Raw genomic sequence first — 5448 nt, 5'->3', positions numbered from 1 at the left:
TCCTACGGCCTTGGGCCACCGTCCGCACCTTGCGGATCTCGAACTCCATCGCACCCCTTGAGCTGGGGTGTTGCGACGACTCCTAGAACCCAAGAGGGGGGTGCGGGGCCTTCGGCGTGCCCGGGGGAGCGGGCAGGGCGAAGGCCCCCGTGTCCGGGACACGGGGGCCTTGCTGCGTCCTTGCGGCGCCTGCGCGCGCCTGCCCGGACTCCTACCGCAGACGGGCCATGAGGGCGTGCTCGACGAGCGTGATGAGTGCGCTCTTGGCGTCCGCGCGGTGGCGGGCGTCGGTGGTGATGATGGGGGCGTCGGGGCCGATCTGGAGGGCCTCGCGGACTTCTTCGGGGGTGTAGGGCTGGTGTCCGTCGAAGCCGTTGAGGGCGATGACGAAGGGGAGGCCGCTGTTCTCGAAGTAGTCGACGGCGGGGAAGCAGTCGGCGAGGCGGCGGGTGTCGACGAGGACGACGGCGCCGATGGCGCCGCGTACGAGGTCGTCCCACATGAACCAGAAGCGGTCCTGTCCGGGGGTACCGAAGAGGTACAGGATCAGGTCCTGGTCCAGGGTGATGCGGCCGAAGTCCATGGCGACCGTGGTGGTCGTCTTGTCACCGGTGTGGGTGAGGTCGTCGATGCCGGCGGAGGCGCTGGTCATGACGGCTTCGGTGCGCAGGGGGTTGATCTCGGAGACCGCGCCGACGAACGTGGTCTTGCCCACGCCGAAGCCGCCCGCCACCACGATCTTCGCGGAGGTGGTGGAGCGCGGAGCCGCTCCGCCGTTAGAGCTTGCGAAGTCCACTGAGCACCCTTTCGAGCAGTGTCACATCTGGCTGGCCGCCGGCAGACTCGTCGCCGCCGGGCTGGTGAATGGCGACAAGGCCCGCCTCCGCCAAGTCGGCGACGAGGATTCGGGCGACACCAAGAGGAATGGAGAGAAGTGCCGAGATCTCCGCTACGGATTTGATCTCCTGGCACAGGCGGCAGATGCGCTGGTGCTCGGGCAACTGCCCTTGCAGGCGCGCAGGATCCGCCGTGGTACTGACCAGCGCCTCGATGGCGAGCTGGTAGCGCGGCCGGGTACGGCCGCCGGTCATCGCGTACGGGCGCACCAGCGGGTTGTGCGCCTTCGGAGCCTGCGGCTGCGCTGCCCTGGGGGGCTGCTGCGGAAGCCGGTGAGGCGCCTGGGGCTGCTGGGGCTGGCCGTACGGCTGCTGGGCGTAGGGGTTGTGCTCCGGCGCGGGCCGGCTGGGCGCGGAGGGGAAGTTGAAGCGGTTCTGGTCGTGCCCACCCTGCGGCTGGTGGCCGCCATAAGGATGTCCTCCGGGTGTTGTCACGTTTCCTCCTCCGACTCCAAGAACGCAGTACTCCCTGTGGAACCGCGCCACCGCACCTTATGGTGCGGTGACGCGAAACGCACTGCCCGTCTGCTAGTTGAGAAGACTGCCCTGGAGCTCCGCGCGCAGGTCCGGGGTGAGGACACTGCCCGCACGATCCACCAGAAGGGCCATCTCGTAGCCGACGAGGCCGATGTCGCACTCGGGGTGCGCGAGCACCGCGAGCGAGGATCCGTCGGAGACGGACATCAGGAAGAGGAACCCGCGGTCCATCTCCACAACGGTCTGGTTGACGGCGCCGCCTTCGAAGATCCGGGAGGCACCGGCGGTCAGCGAGGTCAGGCCGGAGGCCACGGCCGCCAGCTGATCGGCGCGGTCGCGCGGGAATCCGTCGGACATCGCCAGCAGAAGGCCGTCGGCGGAGACCACCACGGTGTGGGACACCCCGGGGGTGTTGTCCACGAAGTTGGTGATCAACCAGTTAAGGTTCTGCGCCGCCTGGCTCATCGCGCTCACACTAACGCTCCTGGTCATAGCTGTTACTTGACTGCTCGGAACCCGCGCTGCGTCCCTGCTGGACACCCCGCCGCAGGTTGCTCAACCTGCCGCGGACGTCCTCCGGGGCGCGGGAGACCTGGGGGCCTCCCTGCGGGGTCGTCTCCGCAGCACCCTCGACCAGGTTGGCCTTGGGCACGCGCCGAGGGAGACCGGACGGGGTGACCCCGCCCGCCTTCGGCTCACGGAGTTTGCCGGCCTGCTGCCAGCGCTCGTCGTTCGTCGAGCGCCAGCCGGAACCGGCTCCTGCCTCCTCCGGTTCCCGCTCCGGTTCGGCGGGCTGCTGCTGACGCCGCGGCCGCTGCTCGAAGAGGGATCCGGCGGACTCCGCTTCCTGCTGTGCCGACTGCCACTGCTGCTGGCTGCCGCGTCGCGGCAGGCCCGCTCCGGTCAACTGGTGACCGGTGTCTGCAGCGGCGCCCGGACTGTCGAAGCCTACGCGGTCCGGGGCCGGTTCGGGAGCGGCCGGGGATTCCGAATCGGTCCCGTAATCCTGCTGGTAGGAGCCCGGGTAGGTGTTCTGCCCGGGCCACTGGCCCTGCTGGGACTGCTCCTCGTAGCCACCCTCGTACGCCTGGGCGGGCTGCTGCTGGTCCTGATAGCCGGACTCCGGATAGGCATAGCCCTGCTCCGGGTACGCCTCATAGGCCTGCGACTGCTGCTGGGCGTCGTACGGGGCCTCGTAGCCCTGCGCGGACTGCTGCTCGTAGCCCTGGTACTCCTGGTACCCGTGCTCGGGCTGGGGTTCCGGATAGTCCTGGGCCTCCGGCCCCGGGTACTGATCCTGATCCTGCGCCTGCGGGTAGTTGAGCTGCGCCTCGAGGGCGGCCCGGCGCTCCTCGCGGCCCAGGGACCGCACGACCGGGTCGGCCGGCTTCTGCTCGCCGCCCTGGGCGTCCTGGCCGTCGTAGGCGGAGTCGTCGAAGCCGAGCTCGGCGGCCGTCCGCAGCGGGGCGGCCTGCTGGGCCTGCTGCTGCGGAATGATCGAGGAGACCGTGAAGTCGTCCTCCGGTATGCCCTCGCCACCGCCACCGTGGGTGATGGCGTCGGGGAGCATGACCAGCGAGGTGGTGCCGGCCGCCTCGCCCGAGGGGCGCAGCTGGACGCGGATGCTGTGGCGGTCCGCCAGCCGGCCGACCACGAACAGACCCATGCGCTGCGAGATCGCCGCGTCCACGGTCGGCGGGTTGGCCAGCTTGTGGTTGATGTCCGCGAAGTCCTCGGCGGTGAGGCCGATGCCCTTGTCGTGGATCTCGACCATCACGCGGCCGTCGGGCAGACGCGTGGCGTTGACGCGGACCTTGGTCTGCGGGGAGGAGAAGGTGGTGGCGTTCTCCAGGAGCTCGGCGAGCAGGTGCACGAGGTCGGTCACGGCCTGGCCGTGGATCTCGGCGTCGGAGACGCCCGAGAGCTCGATGCGCTCGTACTGCTCCACCTCGGAGGAGGCGGCGCGCAGCACGTCGACGAGGGGCACCGGCTGGTCCCAGCGGCGGCCCGGGTTCTCACCCGCGAGGATGAGGAGGTTCTCGCCGTTGCGGCGCATACGGGTGGCCAGGTGGTCCAGGCGGAAGAGGTTCTCCAGCTGGTCCGGGTCGGCCTCGTTGTTCTCCAGGTCGGTGATGAGGGTCAGCTGGCCCTCGATCAGCGACTGGTTGCGCATGGAGAGGTTGGTGAAGATCGCGTTGACGTTCCCTCGCAGGAGCGCCTGCTCGGCGGCGAGCCGGACCGCTTCCCGGTGGACCTGGTCGAAGGCGCGGGCGACCTCGCCGATCTCGTCCTGGGAGGTGATCGGGATCGGCTCCACGCGGGTGTCGACCTTGCCCGGGTCGGTGCGCGAGAGCTGGTCGACGAGCGCGGGGAGGCGCTGCTCGGCGATGTCGAAGGCGGAGGTGCGCAGACGGCGCATCGAGCGGCTCATCTGGCGGGCCATCATCGCGGCCAGGATGAAGGCGGCCAGCAGGGCCACGACCACGATGGCGCCGGTCAGGATGGCGTCGCCGCGCGACTTGTCGGACACCGCGACGGCGTCCTTGACGGCCTTGTCGAGGAGGTCCTCCTCGATCTCGGCGTAGCCCTCGAACTTGGCGGTGGCGGCGGCCTGCCAGGCGGGGGCGGTGGTGCCGTTCAGGGCGAGCTTGGCGGGCTTCTCGCCGCCGGCTATCGCCTCGGTCATACCGGTGAGCGCGGAGCCGTTGACCACGGGCGGAGCCTTGAAGACGGTGCCGGCCTGCTCGGCGGCCTGCTTGGCCTGGGCGAGCTTGGCGGCACCCTCCTGGGACTTCTTGCCCATGACCTCCTTGAGCCGGTTGGTGTCCTCGTCGGTACCGGCGGCGACGTACTCGCCGATGGCGATCTCTTCGAGGTAGGCGTAGGAGGAGAAGGCGACCAGCTGGGCCTTGCGGATCTCCTCGTTCTCGTTCGGGCGCACCAGCAGGTGCGTGCCGACGGAGCGCTGGAGCGAGTTCGCGGCCTTGGCCAGCTCGACCGCGTAGACCATGCGGCCGTAGCTGGTGACGTTTCCGGTGCCCAGGCCCAGTTCGTTGGAGAACTGCATGAGGTAGTGCTGGACCAGCACGTATCCCTCTTCGGTCGGGATGGGGCCGGCCGAGGAGGGGAGGTTCTTCTTCTGGGTCTCGGGGATGGCGTAGGCCGTCTTGCGGACCTGCTCCAGCTTCGGCTCCTCCTGACGGAAGAGCTCGAGGCGGCGCTCGAGGCCCTGCTTCGCGGGGAGGTCCTTCACGGCCCGCGCGAACTTGGCCTTGGCCGCGTCGGTGGCCGCGTAGGCCTTCGTCACGGCCTCGTTGTTGCGGTCGCCCTTCAGGAGGGGCTCGGCGGTGAGGTCGCGCTCGTTGAGGAGGGCCTGGCCGTATTCGGACGCGGCCTGGACGATCCGGGCGGTCTTCTCGGCGTCCTTGGCCTCGTTCCAGCTGTCGATCGAGCCCTTCACCTGGAAGCCGCCCATGACCAGTCCGACGAGGACGGGGACCAGGAGGATGGCGTTCAGCTTGGTTGCCACCCGCCAGTTGCGGGGGGCGAGCTTGCTGGTGCTGCCGCCGCTCGCGGATGGTTCCGCGGGCACGTCGACAGGCGACATGGCCGCGCGCGGCGGCGGGGTGAAGTTGCCTCGCGCGGGTTCATCCGCGGGGCTCGAGTTGCTTCGCCTCACTCGACCAACAACCTTCCGGCGGTGCTACTAGCTAGTTCGCTGAATTCCAGCATGGGTAAGCGCCGTGTTCCAAACAGTTGAATCCGGCCATTCACAGAACCTTATGCCCCACATAAAACGGACATTAAGAGCGAGCTGCGGCAAAAATGGGGCCACCCATGCGCGCAGCGGCACCAGTCGAACGCACGCTGTGTCCGCCCGGCGACAATTCACTGTCGAAACGTTATGAACGCGGGGGGCGGGCCGTGTTCCAGAACACAGCCCGCCCCCCGGCACATCGCCTTGTCGTGCGTGCTACTTGAGACGGGCCATGAGGGCGTGCTCGACGAGCGTGATGAGTGCGCTCTTGGCGTCCGCGCGGTGGCGGGCGTCGGTGGTGATGATGGGGGCGTCGGG

4 protein-coding genes and 1 pseudogene are annotated in these 5448 nt (G+C 69.2%); all 5 read right to left on the bottom strand.

Annotation, left to right across the window (positions count from 1 at the left end):
* Nucleotides 1–211 precede the first annotated feature (211 nt).
* Nucleotides 212–796 (bottom strand): GTP-binding protein, encoded by a 585-nt coding sequence (locus ACZ4WZ_RS33805; protein WP_007266770.1) that lies wholly within the window; start codon nucleotides 794–796, stop codon nucleotides 212–214.
* A complete protein-coding gene (locus tag ACZ4WZ_RS33800; RefSeq protein ID WP_467896932.1) occupies nucleotides 777–1331 on the bottom strand; it encodes a DUF742 domain-containing protein in 555 nt (184 codons plus the stop codon). Before ACZ4WZ_RS33800 ends, ACZ4WZ_RS33805 begins: the two co-directional genes overlap by 20 nt.
* Before the next feature lie 93 nt (nucleotides 1332–1424).
* Nucleotides 1425–1838, bottom strand: coding sequence for a roadblock/LC7 domain-containing protein (locus ACZ4WZ_RS33795; RefSeq protein ID WP_030037347.1), 414 nt, complete (start codon nucleotides 1836–1838; stop codon nucleotides 1425–1427).
* A 10-nt stretch (nucleotides 1839–1848) separates the two neighbouring features.
* Nucleotides 1849–5052 (bottom strand): sensor histidine kinase, encoded by a 3204-nt coding sequence (locus tag ACZ4WZ_RS33790; RefSeq protein ID WP_467896930.1) that lies wholly within the window; start codon nucleotides 5050–5052, stop codon nucleotides 1849–1851.
* A gap of 294 nt (nucleotides 5053–5346) precedes the next feature.
* Nucleotides 5347–5448, bottom strand: a pseudogene (locus ACZ4WZ_RS33785) (ATP-binding protein); the annotation flags it as partial.

It is taken from the genome of Streptomyces sp. NPDC029122, assembly GCF_055569445.1.
Note: the sequence above shows the minus strand (reverse complement) of the source record. Positions and strands in the feature narration are given on the sequence as shown.